Source organism: Bacillus sp. SB49 (assembly GCF_000469135.2).
In the GTDB taxonomy this organism is placed as follows: domain Bacteria; phylum Bacillota; class Bacilli; order Bacillales; family Halobacillaceae; genus Halobacillus.
Map to the genome: position 1 here is coordinate 1,977,501 of NZ_CP048117.1, position 25,441 is coordinate 2,002,941.

The following is a 25,441-nucleotide window of genomic DNA, read 5'->3' on the forward strand; positions in this document are numbered from 1 at the left end:
CCTCCTTCACGCCGTCGGCCCGCTCAGAACAATATAGAAGATGATCAGTCCGCCAAGGATCATAAAAAAGTATGCGAATATGGCAACGATGACGGATACTACACCCTTTAATTTATGTCGGCTCAAATAAATCAAACCTACGGCAAGGAATAGGGAAATAATCCCACCGAATGATATGTACATTTTTAACATGGATAAAGACATAGGCGCGCCTCCTAGCGACAATTGTAACTTTTGGTATTATACCATAATCAGGACACTTCTCCTACATCCTTACAGGTAGCGCTTCCAAACATCTTCATTCCTAAAAAAAACCGGAGCGGTTTATCCGCTCCGGGTGACTAAATAATTCCCTAACCAGCTCATGTGTAATGATTGCTGCGTGTTATCTTATGCATACGATCGAAGGACCGCCTCCTCAGGCGCCCACGGGTTCGTAATTATTTCATAAATTTCCCTAACGTGTTCATATCGAGAGGCATATTCTGCTTCGTGATCGCTTCTACAATCTTATCTTCTTTCTGCTTGGAGATGTTCTTGTTCGCGACCTTCGCCAACTGTCGTACGAGGCGACGGACGGTCTTCTCATCACTGAAGTCCGCATTTTGCACAGAATTTGCAACTTTAAACACATCTTCCGGGTCGATGTTTGCCTTCTTCTTTAAATGGTCGAAAATATTCTTCTGAAAATCACTCATCTATCCTTGACCTCCTCGTGCATTAGGTTCTGTGTAGTATATGCACGGGGGCGGGGATGTGTCAGTGATTCATCTTATCATCAAGAATATTCGTTAAGTCTTCCATCTCGTGGCGGCGGATCCTCGTCATCAATTGGTCAACGACGTCTCCCGGAGCAGCATCTTCAAAGAGCACTTGATGAATTCCAGTCGTGATCGGCATGTCCACCTTTTGGTCAAGCGCCAGCTGATAGGCCGCTTTCGTTGTGCGGACTCCTTCTACGACCATGCCCATCTGCTCAAGCACTTCTTCAAGCGCATACCCTTTGCCGAGCTTATAACCTGCACGCCAGTTTCTGCTGTGAGAACTTGTACATGTGACGATCAAATCACCGACACCGGTCAATCCGGAAAAGGTCAGCGGGTTCGCTCCCATGGATGTACCAAGCCGGGCTATTTCGGCCAGGCCCCGGGTAATGAGAGCTGCTTTAGCATTATCCCCATAACCGAGTCCATCGGAAATACCTGCTCCAAGGGCTATGATGTTCTTCAAAGCACCTCCAAGCTCGACACCAACAAGGTCAGGTGATGTATAGACACGGAACTGCTTATTAATAAATAAATCCTGTACCTTTTCGGCAATTTCCAACTTCTCACCCGAAACGGTAACCGTTGTCGGTTGTCTCAAGCTTACTTCTTCGGCATGGCTTGGACCTGACAGGACTACGACATCTTCATATAAGTGTGCAGGAATCTCTTCCTTGATCACTTCTGAAACACGCTTGTACGTATCCGGTTCTATCCCTTTGGAAGCATGCGTGAGTACGGCTCCCGGTTCCATCACATCTTTCAATTGACGGCACACGTCCCTCATTGCTTTTGTCGGCACGACTAACACAATGTGTCCGGCACCTTTCACGACATCCTGTAAACAGTCGCTGGCTGTGATTGTATCCGGAAGTTCTACTCCTTCCAGGTATCTGTTGTTCGTATGGGATTCGTTGATTTCATCAGCGAGCTCTTTCCTGTGGGCCCAGATATGAACATCCAGGTCGTTATCTGCCAGAACAAGAGCCAGGGCTGTCCCCCAGCTTCCTGCTCCCAATACTGCAACTTTTTCCATCATACCTGCCTCCTTATGGACGATTAGCTACGTTTCCTTGCATAAATTTTAATTGGAGTACCTTCGAATCCGAACGCATCACGAATTCTATTCTCGAGAAAGCGCTCGTATGTGAAGTGCATCAATTCCGGATCGTTCACGAAAACGACGAACGTCGGCGGCTTGACGGATACTTGAGCAGCATAGAAGATCTTAAGTTTCTGCCCTTTCACAGAAGGTGTAGGATTCATCGCCAGCGCATCCACGATGACTTCGTTCAGGATATTCGTCTGAACACGCTTCGAATGATTTTCGCTCGCTTCCAGCACCTTCGGCAGAAGCGTATGAATCCGCTTTTTCGTTTTAGCGGATAAGAATACAATCGGCGCATAGTCGAGGAAACGGAATTGATCCCGCACTTTATCCTCAAATTCCTTCATCGTTTTCTCTTCTGTCTCTACAGTGTCCCACTTATTGACAACAATGACGACAGCTTTTCCGGCTTCGTGCGCATAACCGGCAATTTTCTTATCTTGTTCATGAATACCAGTATCCGCATCAATCAGTGTAAGGACGACATCGGATCGTTCGATTGCTTTCAAGGCGCGCATGATACTGTAGCGTTCTGTTGATTCGTAAACTTTTCCACGCTTTCTCATACCTGCTGTATCAATGATAACAAAATCCTGGTCATCTTTGGTAAAAGGCGTGTCAATAGCATCGCGGGTCGTTCCTGCTATATTACTGACGATAACCCGCTCCTGACCAAGAAGGCTGTTAACAAGAGAAGACTTCCCGACATTCGGACGGCCGATCAAGCTGAAGCGGATTGTTTCATCGTCCACCTCTTCCATCACTTTCTCTGGGAAATGGCTGACGACTTCATCGAGCATGTCTCCGAGTCCAAGGCCGTGTGTCCCTGAAATCGGGAATGGCTCTCCAAAACCGAGGGAATAGAATTCGTAGATGTTTTCACGCATCTCGGGGTTGTCTACTTTATTAACAGCCAGCACGACCGGTTTATTGGATTTAAAAAGGAGCTTCGCCACTTCTTCATCCGCACCTGTAATGCCGTCACGTCCGTTCACCATGAAGACGATCACGTCCGCTTCATCGATGGCCACCTGGGCCTGGGCACGCATTTGAACGAGGAGAGGCTCGTCCCCAAGTTCAATTCCTCCTGTATCAATGACGTTAAAGCGTGTAGTAAGCCACTCGGCTTCTGCATAGATACGGTCCCTCGTTACACCGGGCGTATCTTCTACAATAGATATTCTTTCTCCTACCAATCGGTTGAAGATGGTCGACTTCCCGACATTCGGGCGGCCGACGATCGCAATTACTGATTTTCTCATGAAAGGATCATCCTTTCTCTATTTCTTTTTCAATTATTTCATGTGTACTCAGTAGTAAAAAGCAAAAAATGCCGTTCTTCAACGGGATGGTGTAACAGCCCATCTTCCGAAGAACAGCAGGATGCCATTAACTTTATTATCTTAGCAAACTTTGTGAAAAGAAACAATTCTTTATCCAACCCTTAATGTTTGACAATAATATAGAGATGATCACTCAGTGCATGAGCAATTCCGTCAAGAATTGCTTCCAGGTTGGCAGCGACCGCTTCCATCTCTTCTTTTGTCTCGCATTTGAATACGGCAGCACTTCCCTGCACTTTATCTTCGGATGTGGTAACAGCTGCCAATATCGCTTTCTCTATTTTCATGAGTAACACTCCCTATCTCCGCTTCGTCGGCATTTGTATCGCATTCTCAAGTACCGGTACGGCTGAAATAATTTCTTTCGCCCTTACCGGGTCCTGCTCCTGAGGAAGGATGAAGACACCGATCCTTCCATCATTTAAGTCTCTCTTAATCAACGGTACAAGCGCAGGCGTACCGGAATCGCGGAAAACCCCCAGCGACACGGAAACGTCATGTAAAATCGCCTGACGCTGGCCGAGGTTCGCAATCGTCGACCGGAAGTTAAATGATTTTGGAGTAAGAATAAAACCCATTCCGTATTTTAATATCTCTCTTTGACGCTCTTTGAGTCCGATGTTCATGATATAAATGTTGTCTACATATAAACCGGCACCGTCAAAGGACACCTCTGCCTGTTCAACAGTGACGATATCAGACAACTGGGATCCGCTCATCAACACACTCGACAGGATGAAAACCACCACCGCCGCACCTATCGCGACCCAAACATTAAAAGCGAGGTATCCTAGCGTAACGAGGAAAGACGAGAAGATAACCAGGTAGTTTCTGCTTTCAAACGCAACGGCTATCCCCTCAATATAAGTATTCCCCCTCGGTACAAGTTCATAGGAATCCATTTCAGATAGAGTATTTCTCTCCATATTACGCACTTCCCGAAACTGAGAGGCGGCAAGAGTGAGAAATGTCACAGCAGTAAATTCTTTCTCCATTATGGAAGGTACCGCTATCGTACCAAGAGAAGCGGCGATGAAGCCTAACGACAAATGAATGATTTTTCCATGAAGATAGGTTGGATACTGTCTATAATCTGTTCGCAACATAAAAACACGAAGAGCGGTACCGACGATGATCCCAAAAAGGATGGGATATGTAAATTCGTTCATACAAATGCAGATCCTTTCTTTCGCAGGCTGCGTTTCTTTTTGTTAATCGATTGTTTCATACGCTCCACGCCGTAGATGATAAATAGGATGAATAACCCCTTCATCGTCAGCGTCATCATATTTCCGCTTTCCACCAATCCTTCTTCTGTGTAAAGAGAGAAGACATAGTAACTGAGGAGCGATCCTCCTGCATTCATAAAAATCCACAATCCTATACGCCCTTCTAAATCTCGTATAACAAGACGCAGACTGAAGACCACTCCCGCCAAAAGCAGGGATATCCCCGGAAACACCGCCCAAACCGGGTGTATGATATGAATGATCCACACGGCCGAATAACCAATGCTTGATAGGAGCAGCCAAGCATGCTCCCACTTCTTACGTCTTGTCCGATTCCAAAAATATATTCCAAACAGCAAAAAAAAGCCGGTTTGGACAAAAATATAATCCGTTTCCTGTATAAAAGGAACATTGTAGAGACACATAGAAAGGCACAAAAAAATGTACAGCCTTGGTCTGATGTACGTATTCGCAAAAAAACATGCGATAATTACAACCATCCAGGTTATCCAATAAAACGTTGCCGGCATATGGATCCCCCCTTTATCCCCTTTATTATGGAACAAAATTTATCAGTTTAAACATCAGCCATAACAAAAAAACCCATGACATTGTCATGGGTTTCTCTGATCGTACCAATCTTTTGTTTGACCGTACAAAACGTATGGTTTCCCCTTCAGTTCCTGCGTTTTCGTGCAGTTTAAAAGCATCATTGCCATTTTCACTTCTTGATGAATATGGTCGACAGCTGATAGGAGGTTATCCGGCCCTTCTTCGACTAGAACTTTCAAGAGAGCTCCTGCCATACCGAAAGCTTGGGCGCCGAGAACCAAGGCTTTCGAACCGTCAAGTCCGTTTCTGATACCGCCTGATGCAAACAGATGAAGATCACTGTATCGGGCCGCATTTTCGAGGATGGAAGAAGGTGTGGGAATGCCCCAGTTATTGAAGGAAGCAAACGGCCGTTCTCTGCGCATGTTCTCTACTTTAGAGAAATTCGTTCCACCTCTTCCGCCGACATCGATGTACCGCACTCCCATGTCATAAAGTTTGTCCACCGTTTCTTTGGACATACCATACCCTACTTCTTTCACAATAACAGGAACAGGTGAACGCTCCAGGATTCGTTTAATGTTCACAGAACGCTTAGTGAAGTTGCGGTCTCCTTCGGGCATGATTAATTCCTGTAGGGTGTTAATATGAATTTGAAGTGCATTTGCTCCGAGCATACGGACGGCCTCCACTGCCTGATCGGGAGTCGCTTCACTTCCGACATTAGCAAAGAGAATTCCTTCCGGGTTTTCTTCTCGAACCACTTCATACGTCCGGCGTTCTTCGGGGTTTTTTAAGGCAGACATTTGCGAACCTACAGCCATGCTGATTCCGGCCTGCTTAGCTACGACAGCCAATTCCCTATTAATGCGTTCCGTTTCCCGACCACCGCCGCCTGTCATCGCATTGACAAAAAGAGGGGAACTTAAATTAAGTTCCCCCACTTGTGAAGCTATGCTTATTTGATGAAAGTCCAGCTCAGCCAGACTTTGATGAACGATCTGTACATCATCGAAATGATTGTGAAATTCCCGTTCATGCCCCAAGGCGTGGCGGATATGGTCGATTTTTCTTTCCGATCTACTCATATCCTCACCTGCTTCATTACTTCTTATATTTATCTAGTTTATCACCGATCATATCACTCAGAGAGAAGCCGGAGTTATCGTCCTCTTTCTCATACTGTTGAATATCGGCGCGTTCTTCATCACGCTCAAGCTCTTTCATGCTAAGGGAGAGACGTTTTGCATTTTCGTCAACGTCAAGAACTTTCACTTCGACCTGCTGTCCTTCATCAAGGACTTCATCAGGTGTCCCGATATGACGGTTGGAAATTTGAGAAATATGGACGAGACCTTCCACTCCAGGGAAAACTTCCACAAACGCTCCGAAACTAACGAGACGTCGCACAGTGCCCTCCAATACATCCCCGGAACTAACTTTGGATTGGATATCGTGCCAAGGTCCCGGCTGTGTAGCTTTCAAAGATAGAGAAATCCTTTCGTTATCGCGGTCGACTGAGAGGACCTTCACTTTCACAGCTTGTCCTTCTTCCACAACATCAGAAGCCTTCTCTACATGTTGGTGGGAGAGCTGTGAAATATGTACAAGCCCGTCGATCCCTCCAAGATTAACAAAGGCACCAAAATCTGTAAGCCTTTGAACAGTACCCTCGATCACTTGACCTTCTTCGAGTGACTGAAGGACCTCTTGTTTCTTAACGGATTCTTCTTCTTCAACTACAGCACGGTGGGAGAGGATGACACGGTTTTGTTCACGATCCAATTCCACGACTTTCAAAGATAATGTTCTTCCTTTGTAGTCTTCAAAATCTTCAACGTAATACGTTTCAACCAATGAAGCCGGAATAAATCCACGGAGGCCGATATCCACGACAAGTCCGCCTTTAACGACGTCTTTGACTTCCGCTTCAAAAATCTCTCCGCTTTCGAATTTGGCTTCCAGATCCTGCCATGCTTTATCGGCATCCACAGCTCGCTTCGAAAGGACGATTTCATCATCTTCCACTTTCTTAACCTGCAAAGTCAGCTCGTCTCCTTCGCTGACAGCATCTGAAGCTTTTTCTACATGAAGGCTGGATAGTTCACTGATAGGTACAATACCCTCGACTTTATATCCAACATCTACGAGGACTTGCTTATCTTCAATTTTCACGACTTTACCAGTCACGATGTCCCCTGCAGAGAATTCTTTCATTCCTGATACTTCCTGATTCATTTCATCCATACCAAGCTACCTCCTTCAATTTCCGACACAACCTAAAATACAGAAATGCCCTTTTGTCTAACTTCTAATATTTAGAGCATTTTGTCAAGTGATTACGCCTCATCATTGATGAATTTTATGCAATTGTCTGATTTCTTCCATAATTCGATCCGTAACGACCTGGGCAGAAGCTTTCTTTTCCCGATATTCTGTCATATCAATCGGCTTACCATAAACAACTTTCAGAGGCTTAAATTTCCGGTAAGGACCGATGATGGCACAGGGCACAATGGCCGCCTCTGATCGAAGCGCGAAGAAGCCTGCCCCGGCAAGCCCCTGACCGATTTCACCGTTTTTCTGCCTTGTACCTTCAGGAAACAGACCGAGTGCATTTCCCTCTTTAAGAATATCAAGACCTTTTCTCAAAGCGTTCCGGTCCCTCATGCCGCGCTTAATAGGGAAAGCATGGACTCTTTTCAATATTCCCCCAATGAAACGTTTTTCAAACAATTCTTCTTTAGCCATAAAGTAAATGTTCCTGCTGCTTGTAATCCCAACTACGGGAGGGTCGTAATTGGAAATGTGATTGGCACTGATGATGACAGGACCGTCAGCAGGTATATTTTCCTTACCAATGACTTTAATCCGAAACATCGGATAAAAAATGGCACTGCAGACAGCCTTACCTACTTTATAAAGATCCATCACTGCCTCATTCCCCCTTAGCCGCTTTCTCTTTGACTATATCAAGGATACGGTTCACAACCTCTTCGATATCCATGGATGTCGTGTCCACCTCGACAGCGTCCGCTGCTTTCACCAGAGGGGCGATTTCCCGGTTGGAGTCGATCTCATCACGTTTTCTAATATCCTCTTTCAACTGCTGAAGATCGGATTGGAATCCTTTTTTCAGGTTTTCCTTATGACGGCGTTCTGCACGTTCTTCGACCGAAGCAATCATAAATACTTTTACTTCCGCTTGAGGAAGTACGTGGGTACCGATATCACGGCCATCCATGACGACCCCTCTATCTTTGACAAGCTCCTGCTGTCTTCTTACCATCTCTTCTCGAACAAGACGATGTTTTGCAGCGATAGACACCTGATTGGTGACTTCGTCGGTACGAATATCATCGGAAACATCTTTACCATCAAGGATGACCCTTTGTCCATCCGGGCTCTGAATAAGATTCAGTTCCGTTTCTTTCAGAAGCGCGGTCAAAGCTTCCTCATCCTCAAGGGATACCTTGTGCTTTAACGCTTTCCATGTAAGGGCACGGTACATGGCACCCGTGTCCACATAAATAAAGGACAGCTCTTCCGCCACCTTCTTCGCTACTGTGCTTTTGCCGGCTGCGGCCGGTCCGTCAATCGCAATTGTCATAGTGTTCATACATCCATATCCTCCATCTACCATACTACAATAAAAAACGCACAAGGACCGTGCGTCTTTCTCCAGTTGAGTAAGCGTTCATTCGATTTATTTACAATTAAAAGAATAACATAACGGTTGTAAAAAAATCCATGAATTCTCCATCAAACTCTCTTATCTGTACGAAGTTTCATCTGTTGTTCAAAACAATAACGGATGATCGTCTGACGATCCTGTTCTTCAATATCCGAAAATTCCAATGAAGCCCTTTCCGGGCGTTGATCCGTACCCTCTATTTCCCTTACCAATTCACCCACAGCACGGACGTAATGATAGGATCCCGACTTCATCGGCAGCACGATAGTCATCTCTACAGGACTGTCACTAGGAAATATTTTAGTGGAGGGTTTCACTATAAGAACGCCTCCCCCGCTGATATCATGCGTAACCGTCGTAAACGGGACACCATCCACCTCCACCGCTATATCAACGTTCGCAGGGACGCGGACATACTGTCTACGTTGTACTCTTTTCCACTCCTGTTTATCCGGCAATTCCAAAAGAATGACCGGGATCGTTCTTTTTTCCCTCCCGACTACTGTTGCTTCGAATGAATACACAGCTTGTTGGTTGTCGACAAAGCTTACCTTAAACACAGCTCCCTCCAGGAAAAAACCAGGTCTTCCAGTTACAGAGTGGATGGGGTAGTCAATACAGACGAAGGCTTCTTCTACGTCCACTATTTTGCATTTGAATGTTTCTCCACCGTTGTTTTCCGTTTCAAGGGAAAGCGGAATACCAATGTGTAAAGGATTCATGGATTGCCCTCCGTTTCATGGGTCTTAAGCATTAACTAATTATCCCACGACCATTATAAAAAGGAAAGCATTTAGGTATAAAGATTCATTAAAACCCGATTCGAATAACGGGTTTCACTACTATTATTCTGCGATGTAAAAAAGGACTGCATCTCTGCAGTCCTTTTTTATATGGAACTTATACATCTTGGTTGAATTTCATCTCGGCTTTCTTCAACGTCTCCACTTTTTCTTCCTCTCCGTTGGAAGCGTTAATGAAAATTCGGTACGTCGTCTGGTCCATAGTGGTTAGAAATTCGTAAGTCAGCACTTGTTCTTTTACATCATTTTCAATAACCGCCATATGCTCTTCTTGAATTTCAAGGTTTGGATTTATCTTATCCCTGGCTTCCTCCACCGTAATTTCCGGTTTGTTTACCTCCATATCGGTGTGGTAGTTGAAGTAATCCCTTGCTGACATACCAAGAACTTCTCCATTATCAAGGGCAACTTTGACAACAATAGCATCGGAATGGTACCGGATGTCGTCTTGCGTATAAACAAAGCGGAAGACACCCATTTTGTCGTATTGGCTGCTCTCAATAAGAGTCAGTTCATCAATATCTAATCCTTGCACGTACTTTTTAGCTTTTTCGGAAGCATCATACAAGCTGATTTCTGCTTCTCCTACGGGACGGTTGATCATGATCGTCAGCGGATGCCCGCCTTTCTCTGTTAAATCGATATACCCGTTTTTATTCCCTTTTTGGAAGGAAGCGGTGTAGGTAGGTACTTCTGCCCCCTCTCCGGATTTAGTTACTGTCAGCGCTTGAGGGTCTACCTTTTCCAACCATTTACTTGCCGTGTTTCTCGCTTCTTTTTCGGATATTTCTTCTCCTGAAAGATCAGCAAACGGCTTGTCCCTTGTCGCTTCCCCGAAGCCGACCTGCGTGGTGTCTCCTTCGTAGCTCTCTACCGATTTCTCCACCGTCTTGAAACCGTTCACAATGGTATTGTCACCAACTTCATCATTGGTTGCTAACGCAAGTTGAACGTCCATCCACCTTAAATTATCATTTAAAACAACATTCTGGACTTTTCTCAACTCTTTTTCAATTTCACCTGATTGTGTATGAAGCTGCTCCAACTTGCCGATTTCCTCTTCGCTGAGCGGTTTTTTCTCCAAGTCCCGAACAGCTGTCCGATAGGCAAAATCACCGATATTGTATAAAAATTCTTCGGTTTTATTGAATGGGAGCAGGGTCAAAGGAAGCTGTCCTACGTCTGTATTAGCCTCCGACGAAATCTTCCATATTTCTGCTAATTGCGGAGAAAGCTGTTCCCTGGAATTCATTGCTAAACTGGAGCCGATTTTATCATGTAGTAGGTCTATATTATAGGTCAGATCATGAAAGGCTCTCTGATAACTGTTTTCCGCCTGTAGAAGGACTGCGTTTTTATCCTGGTTTTCTTTATATCCCCATACCCCTACTCCGACTAAGACAATACTCAAAACAATAATAGTTATCCAACGTACCATACTTCCACCTCCTATTTACAGAATATGTGTTTACCAATTTGTTTAATTTGCGGTCTGGACCATATCCAGCTCGAAGTCGCTGTATTAGGGTTGAAATAATACATCGCTTCTCCAGAAGGGTCCCAGCCATTAATGGCATCAAGTACCGCTTCTTTAGCTGTGTCATTAGGTTCCAGCCATATTTGACCATCACTGACCGCAGTAAAAGCGCGGGGTTCGAAAATAACACCGGACACAGAGTTAGGAAACGAAGCACTCTCGACTCGGTTCAATATAACGGAAGCTACGGCAACCTGACCGACATAAGGCTCTCCACGCGCCTCTCCGTACACTGCATTTGCCATCAGTTGAATATCATTCTGTGAATATCCGCTTGGAACGTTGACGGCTGTCTGCTCTGTTTTTTTAGGTTTCGATTGTTCCGGAGCCTGATTACCGTTTGAATCATTTCCGGCTGGTTTCTTTGTCTGTTGAGACTTAGGCGTTCCGCCGTAATGGGTGAATTTATTTCCCTGGCGGATCTGTTCTTTAACAAAACCCTCATCAAAATTACTCGCCTTCACTAATTTATTTTTTACTTCAGGTCCCGCCAACCCGTCGATTTCCATACCGAATTCATACTGAAAATTACGGAGAGCCCAATACGTACCCCAACCGAACACTCCGTCAATTTCTCCATTATAAAAGCCGAGATACTGGAGACGGGACTGCAGTTCAATTACGTCATCCCCTGTCGCTCCCTGCTGTATCACTTGATTAGAGAATGCTTCCACTTGATTTCCTGAGTACACAGGTATCATCAAAAGCGTCATCCCAATCATGATGACCGCTGCTTTCTTCCATACCATTTCATACACACCCCTGTCCCAATAATTTATAGGGGTAGTTTTTGACAGATGTTGAACTTTATACACAGCCTGTGCGATAAAAAAAGAGCTGCCAGGGGCAGCTCAATGATCGATTTCCGGGTATGAAGTATGATGTTGGTTGGCAACTCGGATATGGCGGAAACTGATTATCCATAAGATCACGATGAACGGGGTGATCCAATACATCCATGAATCTCCCTTGATTGTGATGATATAATCATATATGGTATGAAGCATAACTGGAATAAAGAGAGCGATGTACATATATCTGTTTGAATACTCTCCTGCAAATTTGGCTTTTCCCATATAAAAGCCCATCATGATTCCGAAAAGACCATGGGAGGATACCGGAAAGACCGCACGGAGCACCGCAATTTCTATTCCGTTTGCAAACAAATAAATGACGTTTTCGATTGTTGCAAACCCCAGACTGATTGCTACTCCATAGATGATTCCATCATAATGGTGGTCGAAGTCGGAATGCCTGTATGCCACGAACAGAAGGAAGAACCATTTGAAGAATTCCTCAAGCAGACCCGCAAGGAAGAAGGACTTTAGAAAAGGCTCTTGAAACACCCCTTCTGCTTGAAAGGCATACTGGATGAACATCAAAGGGAACACCATAATGACACCGATAACGAACATGCGGAAAATCAGCGGTAACGGTTCCAACTCGATCCGTTTGCTTAAGTATATGAATGTCATGATGGCCACAGCAGGAGATATGGCAGCAGTGAGTATGGCCATTTTATCAACCTCTCTCTTTCTTTCACCTACATTTCATCGTATCATGAAGAAGATGGAAAAGGAATAATTGAATGGAAGTTGGTGTGCTATGAAAAGAATTTTGATCATTCATACAGGTGGGACAATCTCGATGAAAGAGGATAAAGAAACAGGAGAAGTGAATACAGCTTCCAACCACCCTTTACAGGAGATTTCCGAGCTGCTTAAAGATCACGTAGAAATTGAGGATGACATCCTATTTTACCTTCCCTCCCCCCACATTCGACCGGACCACATGTTGAAACTCGGCCGGTCCATCCATGAAAAGATGGCCCGTAAGAATTATGACGGCATCGTGATTACGCACGGCACGGATACACTGGAAGAAACAGCGTTTTTCCTGGACCTTTTCCTGCAGACGAGAAAGCCTGTCGTTGTGACCGGCGCAATGCGATCAAGCAATGAAATTGGCTCCGATGGTTTATACAACCTTTTAAGTGCGATAAGAGTAGCAAGCTGTGACGAAGCACAGGACAAAGGTGTCCTTGTCGTGATGAATGATGAAATACACACGGCGAGAAACGTTACAAAGACATCGACCAGTAATGTGGCGACATTCCAAAGCCCCCAATATGGACCAATTGGAATCACCACCAAACAAGCTGTCTTCTTCCACCATAAAATGACCAAACATGAATCCTATCCGATCCAGAAAATTGACAAGAAAGTCTCCTTGATCAAAGCATTTGCTGGTATGGACGGTTCTCTAATTGATGCCGTTAAGGAAAGCGGAGCTGATGGTCTCGTCATCGAAGCGCTCGGCCAAGGAAACCTTCCGCCCGAAACGGTAGATGCCATTGCCAGGACACTGGATGCAGATATCCCGATTGTCCTCGTTTCCCGGTGTTACCAAGGTATCGTACAGGATACATACGGATATGCAGGCGGTGGAAGGGAACTGCGTCAGCTCGGTACCATATTTGCGAACGGTTTGACCGGACCGAAAGCCCGCATTAAACTGATGGTTGCATTGGAATTGACTAATAACCGGACAGAGCTTGAGCACATGTTCAGCTGAAATCGAAAAAGGAGCCCTGAGGCTCCTTTTTTATTTCTTATTAATGATGGATGAAGCGATGCGACCGCCATGGTGGCGACCGTTCTCAATAAAAATCTCGTTGTTGTTATAACCGGCAGCAATAACACCTGCAATGTATATTCCAGACACATTTGTCTCCATTGTGTCTTCTTGGAAGGCCGGACGCCCTGTTTCTTCATCCATCTCCACGCCCATTCTTTGAAGGAATCCGTGATCAGGACGGTACCCGGTCATAGCAAAGACGAAATCGTTGGCTATGCGTTTCTCTTCCCCGCGGCACTCATAGACGACTTGATCCTCCGTGATTTCTTTTACGTCGGCACAGAATTCCATATCGACGATCCCTTTCCTTACAAGGGCTTCAAATTGTGGTAAAATCCAAGGTTTAATACTTTTTGAATATTCTTCTCCTCTATAAAGGACTGTTACCTCCGCACCGCATTTCTCCAGTTCAAGCGCTGCATCTGCAGCTGAGTTCTTTCCACCGATGACAACGACCTTTTTCTTGAAATAAGGATGTCCTTCCTTGAAATAATGCATGACTTTAGGTAGCTCTTCCCCTTTGACACCCATGAAATTCGGCTGATCATAATATCCGGTAGCAACGATGATGTTATTCGTTTGGTAGACGTTGTTTTCCCCTGTGTTTGTTTCCGCGTTTACAACGAAGCCCGTGCCTGACTGTTCAACCGTCAACACTTTTTCGAAGGTGTTTACGCGCAGATCCTCTCTGTCTGCAACGGCGCGGTAATAAGCAAGCGCTTCGTTACGTACAGGTTTCTGCCTTTCGCTGATGAACGGAATATTTCCTATCTCCAGTTTCTCGCTGGAGCTGAAAAACGTCTGATGCGTCGGATAATGATAAATGGAATTAACGACATTTCCTTTTTCAATAATTAGTGGATCGATTCCATGTTTTTTTAATTCGATGGCTGCGCTCATTCCGCACGGCCCACCGCCTATTATAATTACATCTTCATTCGGTTGTTGCACAATGAAACACTCCTCTTCCAATAACCTGGACCTGATGACACTTAACATAATAAAAAATCTCCTACCATATTATGATAGGAGATTGTTCGATTAGAATCAACCTATATCCATCCTCTGAACCTTGATGCTTCGGCCATTTTACGCACGCCGACCATATAAGCAGCCAGTCTCATATCCACACGTCTCGTCTCGGCTGTACCGTAAACATTGTCAAAGGCCTTCACGATAACCTTATGGAGTTTCTCTTCCACTTCCTCTTCCGTCCAATAATACCCCTGGTTATTCTGTACCCATTCAAAGTAGGATACGGTTACACCACCTGAGGATGCAAGGACATCGGGAACGAGAAGGATGCCGCGTTCAGATAAAATTCTCGTAGCATCGAGCGTCGTAGGGCCATTGGCAGCTTCTACTACGATAGAAGCCTTAACATTATGTGCATTATCTTCTGTAATCTGATTCTCAATCGCTGCAGGAACCAGAATGTCGCAGTCAAGCTCCAGGAGCTGTTCATTGGTAATGGTATTCTTAAACAGGTTCGTTACCGTACCGAAGCTGTCCCGGCGGTCAAGCAGATAATCAATATCCAGCCCATCCGGATCGTGCAATCCGCCATAAGCATCAGAAATACCAATCACTTTTGCGCCACGATCGTGCATGAATTTGGCAAGGAAACTTCCCGCATTACCAAAGCCCTGAACGACTACGCGTGCGCCTTCTACACTGATACCCTTTTTCTTGGCTGCCTCTTCTATACAGATGGTTACTCCCTTGGCCGTTGCGGTTTCTCTGCCGTGTGAGCCGCCTAGCACCAACGGCTTTCCTGTGATGAACCCTGGATTATTGAATTCGTCAATACGACTGTATTCATCCATCATCCATGCCATGATTTGAGAGTTAGTAAATACATCCGGTGCAGGAATATCTTTTGTCGGACCTACAATTTGACTGATGGCACGTACATAACCGCGACTGACTCCCTCGAGCTCCCGGAAGGACATTTCACGTGGATCGCAGATGATGCCGCCTTTACCTCCACCATATGGCAAGTCGACGATGCCTGCCTTAAGACTCATCCATATAGATAAGGCTTTCACTTCTTTTTCGGTGACATTCGGGTGAAAACGGACTCCGCCTTTCGTTGGTCCGACAGCATCATTGTGCTGCGCTCGATAGCCTGTGAAAATTTTGATCTGATCATTATCCATACGAACGGGGATACGGACCGTCATCATTCGTACAGGTTCTTTCATCAATTCGTAAACTTCATTTGGATATCCTAATTTATCAAGTGCTTTCTTGACCACCTTTTGTGTGGACTTCAACACGTCTAGTTTATCATTAGTTTCATTTGCAGAATCTGCTGGCTTATCGGCTACCATCCATTTACCTCCTATATCCATCCATTCGATTAGGGCTCATCTTTCAGTGATTAGTATACACCTTCCACCTGGTTAAGAAAAGATGGAAATACAGCTTTTCTCCTAATTAACCAAATAAAAAGAAAGCGATTACACCTTTTTCTTCTCCGTGGCTCCGGAAAGGTCTACGAACTTCTGAATCAAATCATCATAACTCCAGCCCACCGCCTGGGCAGAATCAGGGAAAAGGCTCGTCGGTGTCATTCCAGGAAGTGTATTAACTTCGAGTATTACCGGCTCATTCCTTTCATTAATAATGAAATCGACCCGGGAGTAGACATCGCACCCCAACAGCTGATGTGCAAGAACCGCATGCTGCTGAAGCTTTTCTGTCAAAGCATCTTCCACTTTGGCAGGAACAATATGCTCACTTCCACCTGGCTTATATTTTGAATCAAAATCATAATAATCATTCTTAGGTATAATCTCAATGACAGGGAGCGCCTGTTCCTTCCCTTTCTTTCCGATAACCGGAACCGTAACTTCCCTTCCACTGATGAAATCTTCCACCAATATATCAGTATCTGACTTTGCAGCCGTTTCAATAGCGCCTTTTATCTGTTTTTCTTCTTTTACAATCGTCAACCCAAGGGTAGAACCTTCCTGATTCGGCTTAATGACGAAAGGAAGTTGGAATTCCTTCTTAATCTCCTCTTCAATCTTATGAAAAAGGGTTGAATCCCTCACGTCATACGCCACACTCTTCGCTGTGTGAAGTCCGTTCAACGAAAACAACTGCTTTGATTTTGCTTTATCCATGGCAAGAGCGGAGGCTAGGACTCCTGAACCTACATAAGGAAGTTCCATCATGTCGAGCACGCCCTGAATTTTCCCATCCTCTCCGAAACGTCCGTGAAGCCCTATGAACACAAGATCTACATCCAGATCAAGGACCTCGTTTATTCTATCAGGAGAAAAATCCACGGAAACCACTTCGTGCCCTTTGTTCTTCAGGGCGTTAATGATTCCTTTACCTGTCGATAAGGACACTTCCCGTTCTCCGGAAGTTCCACCATATAAAACCGCTATCTTCATGCTTTACACTCCATTTCCAACTACAATAATAATAGTTTGATACCGTTTTAATCTTAACACGTCCAACGTGTCTGCTTCTATTAAAAATAAAAAGAACGAAGCTTTTAATAAGCATCGTTCCGACAAATCAGGAAAAATGTATGAATAATGTTTCACACGCCTGACCGTCCATAACCAGCTTCCCGTATTCCATCAGCCGATGGGAAGTAGCTGCAGAAGCAGACGCAAACTCTGACAACAGTGCAATTACCTGGTCCTGATCCAGATGTAAAATATCTTCATCCTGAAGCAGCATATAGTAATTTTCATTATAATAATAAACGCTACCGCCTGTCACGCCCAGCTGATAGAGTTGTATACCGGCCTGGATCACATCCTCGAAATCATCGAAAGAAAACATCATTTCTTTACTTTCGTCCAATGTAACTTTCATTTCAAAGTAATCTTCGTCCTCTTCCAAGTCCAGGGATTCTGTTCTGGTCACGACCACAAGCATTCCCTGCGCCTGTAATAGGTACACCTGAACAAGCAGCACTCCGGTAAGTTCCAAACCGAGCTCGATCCCCGCATCATACATCATGTCACTAAATATTCTGTGTACCCTCGGGAGGTCGTTCCACAGCTCTTCACGTGACAAACCTCTATCCATTAAATCATCAAACGTCAAAAATATCTTAAACTTCTCATTCGTCATTCTTTCCACTCGCACATGATCGCCCCCCTGCCACAATGTGTGTTATCTATATATTATGATGTACGTTCCGATTATGGCACCTTTTTTCAAATTATATCCGGCACAGCAGGAAGGGCCGGCCGCTTTCTCCAGAGAATTCATATCTCTGTTCAATTATCTTTCAGCCAAACCTCCCATGCTTTCTTTGAATTCCCAACAATGAACGGCTCTATCCGCTTCTTATCCAATTCAGAAAGGCGATCATAAGCATACCCGCCGAGGCCGATGACAAGATCAGGGTACTGTTTCTGAAGAGATTCCGCCAAGCGGACGGTTATTGGTATGTTCTTCTTAAGCGTACAGGACATGAACATATATTTAGGCTTAATTTCATCAATCACGATATCAATATCTCCGCCGGCTATACTTTGTCCAAGGAATACAACATCATAGCCTTTACGCTTCAGAAATAAAGCAAAGATAAGCAGCCCTAATTCGTGACGCTCATTTGGTCCGCACACAAGCAGCGCCTTAGGCAGCATGCTGTCCGTCGGTATAGATAAAAGCATCATGCCGATTCTGGACCGGATAAACTGACTCGCAAAGTGTTCGTGCGCACTTGTTATTTTGTTGGCTTCCCACAAATCCCCAATGTTAATGAGGATCGGGCCGATAATATCAATAGCGACTGTTTCCGGAGTAAAAAGACTAAAAGCATGATCGAGATGTTTTTGTGCATCATTCTCACTAAAGGAAAGCAGGGCGTCAAGCAGATCATCTCCGAGCTTTACCAACTGTTTGCTATGATCTCTGTTATCTGTATCCACCACTACTTCCTGATTGCTCTCAAGAAGCGAGACAGCCTGGGAAATGGTAAAACCTCTATCCACTTTCTCCATCAGCCATTTTAATATCCTGATATGCTCTTCTGTGTACAGCCTGTGTCCTGCTTCATTCCGTGAGGGGCGGATCATTTGATAACGACGCTCCCATGCACGCAGCGTACCCGGTTGAATGCCGAGCCGCTGGGAAACTGCTTTTATATTATATTTAGGTCTCGCCGTATCCATCTCGCCCCACCTGTCCTTTTTCTCTATTATATAAGAAGGAAGAATAACGTGTAAAATTTGTCTATTCTCTATATCTTTTCCCTGTAACCCTTCGCAGCAGGAAGAATTTGAATGGAATGCAGCTCCGCTCTCGTTCCGAGTCTCAACGGTAAAGCGGAGGTCCCGTATCCTTCACTGACCAGGTTCATCTGTTCTGCCGAACCTGCCCATCCACCTCTCTTGTATGGACCAAGTCCGAATAGACGAACCTGCCCGCCATGGGTATGTCCGCTGAGGACGAGGGAAAAGCGTGCTTTATTTTCTTCGTGCATCCGATGATACACATATGGATCGTGGATGCAGAGGATAGAGAACACGTCTCCTGGATTCTGTCGAAACGAGCGTGGCCCTGTACCAAGGTAATAAGGATCAAGTCCTCTCAGCAAAATACGTCTCTCATCATTTATTTTTATGACTGCATCCTCATTCGACAATGTTTGGACGCCGAGGGCAGCCAGTTCTGCAATGATTTTTTGACCATGATATTCATGATCGTTGTTACCAGGAATGAAATAAACAGGAGCCCCTGCCTTTTGCAGAGTCTGAACATTCTGGACTAATTTCTCCCTTGATGTTCTCTCATCGACGAAGTCCCCTCCTATAATAATCAGCTCCGGCTGAGGATACTTTAGAAGAGATCGTTCAAGGATTCGTCGATTATGTACATCGGAAAGAAATAAGAGTTCCAAAGGCTTCTCATATGGATAAGCAGCTAACTTCACTTCTTTTCTCTCCAACCGGTCGTTAAAGGCACTGTGAACCATGAAGAGGAGAATGACGACCATTCCTAATACTGCTATAGATAATATCCACCACATCTTGGGTCCCCTCCTCGAATTATGGAAGTTAATCGTATCACAAATCGCTCAAGGATAACATGAAATGGTTTATAAACTTCTCCATGAATCTTCATAGGACAAGTATCCCTGGACATATCTATGAGAGGTAAAGGATGTGATGAGTGGAATGTACACCCCGATTAAATGTTACCAACCGTACCACAGTCCGAATGACCCCTGCCCCCCGAGAGGGTATGCATGTTATCAAACCCCTCCTAATTTGTATTTAGGTTTTCAGCCGCCCAACCTACCGCAGTTCTCTCTGCAGGAGGCACTGTACAAAGGGACCTTATGGCCTGTTCTCTTCGATCCTTACCCTACGCCTCTGCCGCAAGGAGGGAAACAATGAATCAGGCACCTCAAACGGATCCACGTGCCCAAATGATGGAACAGATTCAAATGGTCGATTTCGCCCTCGTCGAACTGACGCTTTACCTGGATACGCATCCGAACGATACCCAGGCGATCCAACAATTCAATCAGCTTGCTGTCCAAAGCAGAGATTTAAAAGCCGCTTATGAACAACACTTCGGACCACTGCGTCAATTCGGCGGCAGCTTCTCCGGATACCCTTGGAATTGGAAAGACAGCCCCTGGCCGTGGCAGGTATGAAGAATAACCACAGTTGGAAGGGTGGGTGGGTCATCCCTCTCCTTTCCAGCGACTTAACCTAAAAGGAGTGGTGGTATGTGGTATTACGAAAAAAAACTCCAATATCCAGTGAAAGTTTCCGAATGTAATCCGAGACTTGCCAAGTATTTGATCGAGCAGTATGGAGGCGCCGACGGGGAATTGTCTGCTGCTCTTCGTTACTTAAATCAGCGGTACACCATCCCGGATAAAGTTATCGGTCTGCTGACGGATATCGGAACGGAGGAATTTGCACACTTGGAAATGATTGCAACTATGGTCTATAAATTGACAAAGGATGCGACTCCCGAGCAGATGAAGGAAGCCGGTCTCGGTGCCCACTACGCCAATCATGACCATGCGCTTTATTATAATGATGCGTCCGGCAACCCATGGACTGCTACATATATAGCAGCAAAGGGGGACCCGATTGCTGACTTATACGAGGACATCGCTGCAGAAGAAAAAGCACGGGCGACTTATCAGTGGATCATTAATATGTCTGATGATCCTTGCCTTAATGACAGCTTGAAGTTCCTGAGGGAAAGGGAAATCATTCACTCTCAACGGTTCCGGGAAGCAGTTGAAATACTGAAGGATGAACGCGACCGTAAGAAGATTTTTTGAGGAGCGACTTAGTCACACAGCAAAAAATCCGGATCACCTCCAAGTCTTCGAGCGAAGACTATCATAAGGTGGTCCGGATTAAATTATTGCAACCCTCTTACTTAAGGTGCTCTGTCCACAGTGACTTTTTGATGCTGGTACTCCGGTTGAGAGGGGTCCAGGATGGAGTGTTCAAACCACTGGTCCCAATACGGATAAGACAGCCATACACAGATGAGTATTATAAATACGAGCAGAAGGAAGCGGATCCATAGGGTACCCACTTTCCACTTTGTTTTGGACTGTTTGGAATCATGGGTATCTCTTCTCGGTGGGAGGTTCAGTACGTCAGGTTCTGTCTCCTGGAACTGTTCCTTTTCCGCATAACTTCTCAATTGCTCCGCTTGATCCTTTTCTTTCAATTTATCACTCACTTCCTCCACCCCATTTGCCGAAACGGATCGATAATGCCAATATTAGATCAATAATAAAATGGGCGGTAATCGTAACCGTGATGCTCCCTGTCCATTCGAACATATAGCCAAGCAGAAAGCTTACGAATAACACAGACAGGAGCAGCACTATTTTATTCCAATAACGAATATGCATCAGCGCAAAGAGAACGCTCGCAATAATATAACCGAACTGGGTATGCAGTACGCCGCGAAACAAAAGCTCTTCACTAATGGCTATAAGCAGGGTCAAAGCCACAATACCTGCTACGGACCTTGTTTGGAATACCTTTACATTAATACCGCCATCATCGTACATCTTTTCAGGTAAACTATACATGAGAATAAAATCGATGAGAAGTATCAGAAGTCCCGGGATGATCCCGAAATAGACCCATGTATGTAATTCTACATAAAACAGCTTCCTCCACTCCGCTTGAAAGGAATCGAAAAGAAAGAAGCTTCCTGCCAACGCGAGAAGGAGAAGGACGAGCTGAGTAAATACTAATTGAACCGTAACTTCCCGATCACTCATTTCATGAATGATTTCCGCCTGGCTTTTACGATTCATGAGACGCCTCTATTTGAAACACGCTTTTCAAACGATCCAACCAGCTGCCGGCACCCAATACACGACTATTCACATTAAATCTAACACTATCTATGTGAAACCCACAGTTATCACAACAGGGCACATTTGGTTCCCGGTACCCTGATTGGAACGGACGGTAAAGACTTTCACGCCGGCAGCCAGTGACGTGCAGCCAGCTCAACATTTCCTTAAGTTTATAGTGCTTATACTCCAGGCGTTGACGTAATATCCGCTTCAACTCGAGGTGAAAGGAAGACGGTACATCGCTGATTCTTTGATTGTTCATCCACCCGTTTTCCTCTAAGTGATACTTTATGAAATTCCATTGTGATTCCGAGAGCTGATAGGCTTCCATCATCAAAGTATCCTCCACAGAAACAGGACGATTCGATGAATGGAGGACACGCTCAATATCCGCTTCTGTCGGGAGCTCACCTTGTATAAGCAGCTGTGGAAGGTGGTGATCACGAGGAGTATGCAGGACAAGACTTACAGAAGCTTCCCCGTCACGGCCGGCCCGACCGATTTCCTGTATGAACGATTCCAGTTGGGAAGGGAGGTGAAAGTGAATGACAAGGCGGATGTTTCCTTTATCCACCCCCATGCCGAATGCACTTGTACAGCATATGACATCCAGCTGATCATTCATGAACTGCTGCTGAACAAGCATCCGGTCCGTTTGATCCATACCACCGTGATAGAAAGCCACCCGCTTGTCAACCCTCTGCCTAAGCTCAACGGAAACTCTTTCCGCCCATTGCCGGCTCGAAAAATAGATCATGGTTGGAGCATGATTACTATTTAATAGACCTACGATCCTGTCCACCTTATCATCCGGTTTCTCATAGGACTCCACTGCCAGACTTATATTCTGTTTATCCATAGGAAAGATTCGTTTTTTCATGTTTGGAAGATTCAGCTTATCCATAATATCCTGCTGTACCTCCGGGGTTGCCGTTGCACTGAGGGCGAGAACGGGTGGATTTCCGATCTCCTCGATCGTCCGGTGCAGTTTCATATAATCGGTCCGAAACTCATGGCCCCATTGAGAAATACAATGAGCTTCGTCAATGACGAACAACGTCACATTCGTGCTGTCCAACCGCTCTTTAAGCCGTTCATTCTGCAACATTTCCGGCGAGATATATACGAGTGAAAAGTCAGAAAGGCGTTCCAATGTTCTTATTTTTTCCTGACGATCCATGAAACTGTTCAGGGCTGTCACATCTTTATAACCGGCTGCCTTCAACTGTTTAACCTGGTCAATCATAAGGGAAATAAGCGGAGAAACAACGATCGCTGTTCCACCTAGCAGCTTGGCAGGGAGTTGATAGCACAAAGACTTACCTGTACCCGTCGGGAGAATCCCAAGAACATTTTCGCCGGCAAGAATATCCCTGATCACTTCTTCCTGCCCCTCCCGGAACTGCCGGAAACCGAAGTAATGTTCCAAAGCTTTAGTCAAATCCAGTGTCGTCATAAAAGCTTCCTTTCTTTATAAAAATGCTGGGCCACTGCCAGAGCAAGCCGCAATTGAAAGTAGTCGTACCTTCCGTCTAACGCTTCCTTTATGCGCTTAAGCCGTTTTGTATCCAAACGTTGTGCGACCATGATAATCTCCTCTACCTCTGCTTTTCTCATGAATGGCTCAAAGCGGAAGGAAGAATCCACCAATGCCGCTTCCACGACATGATCCTGGATGGTGCTCTTCTTCAAACGCCGCAAAGAGACGATGTCGTCCAAACTGTATCCCTGCTCTAAATAATGGTACGTCCATTTTGCTGATTCTGTCACCAAACTTGTGCCGCCGAGCCCTGTTTTACAGGAGGAAAGGATGGGAAAGCGTTCTTCGCTCACCTGATAGAGACGATAGTACATATGCTCAAGACAAATCCTTACGTCCATTTCCGTAATCTTGAACTCCCTGGCAAGCTGTTCCACTGTCAGTCCAATCACTCCACCGCCTGTCATGCGGTATGTGAATATACCAGCTTCCAGACTATGGCAGGTATTCAGTATCACCTGCAGTTCATCGAAGAGGTCATGAGTTGTCCTGGTGAGCTTCCCCTTTTGACCTGCATACATACGCTTCACCCACTGTTGTACCTCAGGATCGTCCACAATCGGCACAAAGGATGAAATAGAAGCGTTTATATTCGTCCACGTCTGTATCAATAAATTCAGTCGCTGACGGAATACATGGATAATGGTGTGTTTTGCCATCCCATCAAATGCAGTAAGAGCAGGGCCGGCATACTCTTCCAACGCTTTCTTCCCATGCACTGTCAAAACGGGATAAGCATCGTTTTCCATCCGGATACAGCCGCCACGCTCCAGATTCCCTATTTCATTATCCAGCGACTCTCTTTCTAAATCTGTATATACGGCAAAATAATTGTCCAGACGATACCCTTTCGCATCCTGCATCGTTTGGGAAGATCGCTTCCCGGTCAGCAGGTGAAAGATCCCGGAAACCGTCCGCTCGCCTCTAAGTTTCTCTATACATGTCAACAGTAAGTATTGAAACACGATTTCCCCTCCTTCCTGTATCCGGTCAGGTGCTTCCTATTGAAAAGTATATAAGCTGGATTTACAATGAATGGTGTACTTATGTAAATCTGTCTATTTAATAATCGTTTGGACAAAGGAGGATTTCACGGTGGCTAAGTTCACTATTGTGGACCAGGATACGTGCATCGCATGCGGGGCATGCGGCGCAGCTGCACCTGACATATATGATTATGATGATGAGGGAATTGCTTATGCAGTACTCGATGATAACAAAGGATCGTTCGAGGTCCCGGAACTGTATGAAGAAGATATGGAAGACGCTTTCGAAGGGTGTCCGACAGATTCAATAAAAATTGCCGACACACCCTTTGACGGAGACCCTTTGAAACACGAATAGTTTGCAGCCCCTCCCGATATCGGCAGGGGCTTTTTTTTTACAGTTAAGTCCAACGGTCGAGAGTCATTTCTGCTTCTGTACGATCCACACTGGTGAAACGTCTTCCTGTATTATAGTCACTAATCCGGTAATGGCCGCTTACAGCGTGCTGCTCCATGACAACACTGCCTTTCTCCTCCAAAGGCTTCCAGTACCATTCCTCTTGGCGAGAAGCTTCCCACTCGTACCGTTGATGCGCAATAGTCAATGCCGTTTCCAGCGGGGAATCACCGCAGGCTGCTTTTAACACACTACTTCCCGGAAATAGTGCGATGACGGCCACTACGGTCGTCCATCCCGCTAAAATACGCCCTTTTTCAATCTGCACGAGCGTTTTTTTCGAGACACCGATGATCACCGCCATTCGATCTTGTGTGTAGCCCTGTTCCACACGTATCAGTTTTATCTTATCGGAGATGATTGCTATCAACTGTTCTTTGTCCATTCCCATCTTCCCCTTTTTGATACTTCCATTTTAACATGATTCATCGCTGTCCACTATCTGCAGGGCTTTGACTA

31 protein-coding genes are annotated in these 25,441 nt (G+C 45.2%); 5 read left to right on the plus strand and 26 right to left on the minus strand.

The window, feature by feature from the left end:
* Positions 1-6: 6 nt before the first annotated feature.
* The 15 genes from M662_RS10380 to prsW all read right to left on the minus strand — a co-directional run bounded on the left by M662_RS10380 (position 7) and on the right by prsW (position 12,547).
* The gene (locus M662_RS10380) at positions 7-204 is read right to left on the minus strand and encodes a DUF2768 domain-containing protein (RefSeq protein ID WP_008638581.1); all 198 of its coding nucleotides are present in this window, start codon (positions 202-204) and stop codon (positions 7-9) included.
* 236 nt (positions 205-440) lie between these two features.
* Positions 441-698, minus strand: a complete 258-nt coding sequence (locus M662_RS10385; protein ID WP_008638582.1) for a stage VI sporulation protein F — start codon at positions 696-698, stop codon at positions 441-443.
* Positions 699-759: 61 nt separating this feature from the next.
* Entirely contained in the window at positions 760-1,800 is a 1,041-nt protein-coding gene (locus M662_RS10390) for an NAD(P)H-dependent glycerol-3-phosphate dehydrogenase (RefSeq protein ID WP_026577348.1), read from the minus strand.
* Between the two features lie 23 nt (positions 1,801-1,823).
* Positions 1,824-3,134, minus strand: a complete 1,311-nt coding sequence (gene der / locus M662_RS10395; protein ID WP_008638588.1) for a ribosome biogenesis GTPase Der — start codon at positions 3,132-3,134, stop codon at positions 1,824-1,826.
* A gap of 182 nt (positions 3,135-3,316) precedes the next feature.
* A complete protein-coding gene (locus tag M662_RS10400; RefSeq protein ID WP_008638590.1) occupies positions 3,317-3,502 on the minus strand; it encodes a capping complex subunit for YIEGIA in 186 nt (61 codons plus the stop codon).
* A gap of 12 nt (positions 3,503-3,514) precedes the next feature.
* Entirely contained in the window at positions 3,515-4,384 is an 870-nt protein-coding gene (locus M662_RS10405; protein WP_008638591.1) for a YIEGIA family protein, read from the minus strand.
* Positions 4,381-4,974 carry a YphA family membrane protein gene (locus M662_RS19760; RefSeq protein WP_008638593.1) on the minus strand — a complete coding sequence of 198 codons (594 nt, stop codon included), beginning with the start codon at positions 4,972-4,974 and terminating at the stop codon, positions 4,381-4,383. The genes M662_RS10405 and M662_RS19760 overlap by 4 nt, the downstream gene beginning before the upstream one ends.
* A gap of 84 nt (positions 4,975-5,058) precedes the next feature.
* Positions 5,059-6,084 (minus strand): type 2 isopentenyl-diphosphate Delta-isomerase, encoded by a 1,026-nt coding sequence (gene fni / locus M662_RS10415; protein ID WP_026577347.1) that lies wholly within the window; start codon positions 6,082-6,084, stop codon positions 5,059-5,061.
* A gap of 16 nt (positions 6,085-6,100) precedes the next feature.
* On the minus strand, positions 6,101-7,243 hold the full coding sequence (rpsA, locus tag M662_RS10420; protein WP_008638596.1) for a 30S ribosomal protein S1: 1,143 nt from the start codon (positions 7,241-7,243) through the stop codon (positions 6,101-6,103).
* Between the two features lie 102 nt (positions 7,244-7,345).
* Positions 7,346-7,927 carry a lysophospholipid acyltransferase family protein gene (locus M662_RS10425; RefSeq protein ID WP_026577346.1) on the minus strand — a complete coding sequence of 194 codons (582 nt, stop codon included), beginning with the start codon at positions 7,925-7,927 and terminating at the stop codon, positions 7,346-7,348.
* Positions 7,928-7,934: 7 nt separating this feature from the next.
* Entirely contained in the window at positions 7,935-8,615 is a 681-nt protein-coding gene (gene cmk / locus M662_RS10430; RefSeq protein ID WP_026577345.1) for a (d)CMP kinase, read from the minus strand.
* Between the two features lie 143 nt (positions 8,616-8,758).
* A complete protein-coding gene (locus M662_RS10435) occupies positions 8,759-9,412 on the minus strand; it encodes a flagellar brake protein (protein ID WP_008638603.1) in 654 nt (217 codons plus the stop codon).
* A gap of 178 nt (positions 9,413-9,590) precedes the next feature.
* On the minus strand, positions 9,591-10,931 hold the full coding sequence (ypeB, locus tag M662_RS10440; protein WP_026577344.1) for a germination protein YpeB: 1,341 nt from the start codon (positions 10,929-10,931) through the stop codon (positions 9,591-9,593).
* 11 nt (positions 10,932-10,942) lie between these two features.
* On the minus strand, positions 10,943-11,752 hold the full coding sequence (gene sleB, locus M662_RS10445; RefSeq protein ID WP_442858834.1) for a spore cortex-lytic enzyme: 810 nt from the start codon (positions 11,750-11,752) through the stop codon (positions 10,943-10,945).
* Between the two features lie 129 nt (positions 11,753-11,881).
* Entirely contained in the window at positions 11,882-12,547 is a 666-nt protein-coding gene (prsW, locus tag M662_RS10450; RefSeq protein ID WP_008638609.1) for a glutamic-type intramembrane protease PrsW, read from the minus strand.
* Between the two features lie 88 nt (positions 12,548-12,635).
* Here prsW and M662_RS10455 point away from each other — a divergent pair, with 88 nt between their 5' ends.
* Positions 12,636-13,604, plus strand: a complete 969-nt coding sequence (locus M662_RS10455) for an asparaginase (protein WP_008638611.1) — start codon at positions 12,636-12,638, stop codon at positions 13,602-13,604.
* Positions 13,605-13,634: 30 nt separating this feature from the next.
* Here the strand turns inward: M662_RS10455 and M662_RS10460 are convergent, their stop codons facing one another.
* The 6 genes from M662_RS10460 to M662_RS10485 all read right to left on the minus strand — a co-directional run bounded on the left by M662_RS10460 (position 13,635) and on the right by M662_RS10485 (position 19,674).
* A complete protein-coding gene (locus tag M662_RS10460) occupies positions 13,635-14,567 on the minus strand; it encodes a YpdA family putative bacillithiol disulfide reductase (RefSeq protein ID WP_051348880.1) in 933 nt (310 codons plus the stop codon).
* Between the two features lie 152 nt (positions 14,568-14,719).
* A complete protein-coding gene (locus M662_RS10465; protein ID WP_008638617.1) occupies positions 14,720-16,000 on the minus strand; it encodes a Glu/Leu/Phe/Val family dehydrogenase in 1,281 nt (426 codons plus the stop codon).
* Between the two features lie 129 nt (positions 16,001-16,129).
* Positions 16,130-17,074: a D-alanine--D-alanine ligase gene (locus M662_RS10470; RefSeq protein WP_008638618.1), complete on the minus strand. Its 945-nt coding sequence runs from the start codon at positions 17,072-17,074 to the stop codon at positions 16,130-16,132.
* Between the two features lie 127 nt (positions 17,075-17,201).
* Positions 17,202-17,783: a genetic competence negative regulator gene (locus M662_RS10475; RefSeq protein WP_026577342.1), complete on the minus strand. Its 582-nt coding sequence runs from the start codon at positions 17,781-17,783 to the stop codon at positions 17,202-17,204.
* Between the two features lie 134 nt (positions 17,784-17,917).
* A complete protein-coding gene (locus M662_RS10480) occupies positions 17,918-18,817 on the minus strand; it encodes a MerR family transcriptional regulator (protein ID WP_008638621.1) in 900 nt (299 codons plus the stop codon).
* A gap of 68 nt (positions 18,818-18,885) precedes the next feature.
* Positions 18,886-19,674, minus strand: coding sequence for a metallophosphoesterase (locus tag M662_RS10485; protein WP_026577341.1), 789 nt, complete (start codon positions 19,672-19,674; stop codon positions 18,886-18,888).
* A 148-nt stretch (positions 19,675-19,822) separates the two neighbouring features.
* Here M662_RS10485 and M662_RS10490 point away from each other — a divergent pair, with 148 nt between their 5' ends.
* From M662_RS10490 to M662_RS10500, 3 genes are all read left to right on the plus strand, one after another.
* Entirely contained in the window at positions 19,823-20,044 is a 222-nt protein-coding gene (locus M662_RS10490) for a spore coat associated protein CotJA (protein WP_008638623.1), read from the plus strand.
* Positions 20,041-20,307, plus strand: a complete 267-nt coding sequence (locus M662_RS10495; protein ID WP_026577340.1) for a spore coat protein CotJB — start codon at positions 20,041-20,043, stop codon at positions 20,305-20,307. The genes M662_RS10490 and M662_RS10495 overlap by 4 nt, the downstream gene beginning before the upstream one ends.
* Positions 20,308-20,382: 75 nt before the next feature.
* Positions 20,383-20,952 carry a manganese catalase family protein gene (locus tag M662_RS10500; protein ID WP_008638626.1) on the plus strand — a complete coding sequence of 190 codons (570 nt, stop codon included), beginning with the start codon at positions 20,383-20,385 and terminating at the stop codon, positions 20,950-20,952.
* Positions 20,953-21,053: 101 nt separating this feature from the next.
* Here M662_RS10500 and M662_RS10505 read toward each other — a convergent pair whose 3' ends face one another.
* From M662_RS10505 to M662_RS10520, 4 genes are read right to left on the minus strand one after another with little or no spacing between them, the layout of a single operon-like run.
* Positions 21,054-21,365 carry a hypothetical protein gene (locus M662_RS10505; RefSeq protein WP_026577339.1) on the minus strand — a complete coding sequence of 104 codons (312 nt, stop codon included), beginning with the start codon at positions 21,363-21,365 and terminating at the stop codon, positions 21,054-21,056.
* A complete protein-coding gene (locus tag M662_RS10510) occupies positions 21,358-21,954 on the minus strand; it encodes a CPBP family intramembrane glutamic endopeptidase (RefSeq protein ID WP_008638629.1) in 597 nt (198 codons plus the stop codon). Before M662_RS10510 ends, M662_RS10505 begins: the two co-directional genes overlap by 8 nt.
* A complete protein-coding gene (locus M662_RS10515; protein ID WP_008638630.1) occupies positions 21,944-23,455 on the minus strand; it encodes a RecQ family ATP-dependent DNA helicase in 1,512 nt (503 codons plus the stop codon). Before M662_RS10515 ends, M662_RS10510 begins: the two co-directional genes overlap by 11 nt.
* Positions 23,452-24,504 (minus strand): YpbB family protein, encoded by a 1,053-nt coding sequence (locus M662_RS10520; RefSeq protein ID WP_026577338.1) that lies wholly within the window; start codon positions 24,502-24,504, stop codon positions 23,452-23,454. The genes M662_RS10515 and M662_RS10520 overlap by 4 nt, the downstream gene beginning before the upstream one ends.
* Before the next feature lie 130 nt (positions 24,505-24,634).
* Between M662_RS10520 and M662_RS10525 the strand changes: the two genes are divergently transcribed.
* Complete coding sequence (locus M662_RS10525; protein ID WP_008638633.1) at positions 24,635-24,883, plus strand: ferredoxin; 249 nt, start codon at positions 24,635-24,637, stop codon at positions 24,881-24,883.
* Between the two features lie 43 nt (positions 24,884-24,926).
* On the opposite strand, the gene M662_RS10530 is transcribed toward M662_RS10525, so the two are convergent.
* On the minus strand, positions 24,927-25,367 hold the full coding sequence (locus tag M662_RS10530) for a helix-turn-helix transcriptional regulator (protein WP_026577337.1): 441 nt from the start codon (positions 25,365-25,367) through the stop codon (positions 24,927-24,929).
* Positions 25,368-25,441 lie beyond the last annotated feature (74 nt).